Origin of the sequence: Paraburkholderia bengalensis (assembly GCF_037126505.1) — a bacterium.
Taxonomy (GTDB): Bacteria; Pseudomonadota; Gammaproteobacteria; order Burkholderiales; family Burkholderiaceae; genus Paraburkholderia; species Paraburkholderia bengalensis.
In genome coordinates, this window is the sequence record NZ_JACFYJ010000324.1 from 1 (window position 1) to 356 (window position 356).

At 61.2% G+C, this 356-nt stretch carries 1 protein-coding gene; it reads left to right on the plus strand.

The genetic code is table 11. The annotated features are described in order from the left end of the window. Nucleotides 1-356 (plus strand): GntR family transcriptional regulator (locus H3V53_RS43495; protein ID WP_336603084.1); only part of this gene is annotated, 356 nt, incomplete at both ends.

Below are 356 nucleotides of genomic sequence, written 5' to 3' on the forward strand. Positions count from 1 at the left end.
CCGCGCCGCGGCATCTACATCGTGCGCAAGAGCAAGCGCGAGATCGTCGAGATGGTGCAGATGTGGGCCGCGCTCGAAAGCATGGCCGCGCGGCTTGCCACGCTGCATGCTACCGACGAAGAAATCGCGAAGCTGCGCCATATGTTCGACCAGTTTCGCGATTCGACGCCGGCCGAGCATATCGCCGAGTACTCGGATGCGAACATCGCGTTCCACCAGGCGATCGTCGAGCTGTCGAAGTCGCAGATCATTCTGGACACGATCAAGAACATCTTCATCCACGTGCGCGCGATTCGCCGCATGACGATTTCGCAGAGCGACCGCGCGTCGCGCTCGATCGTCGACCATCTGCGCAT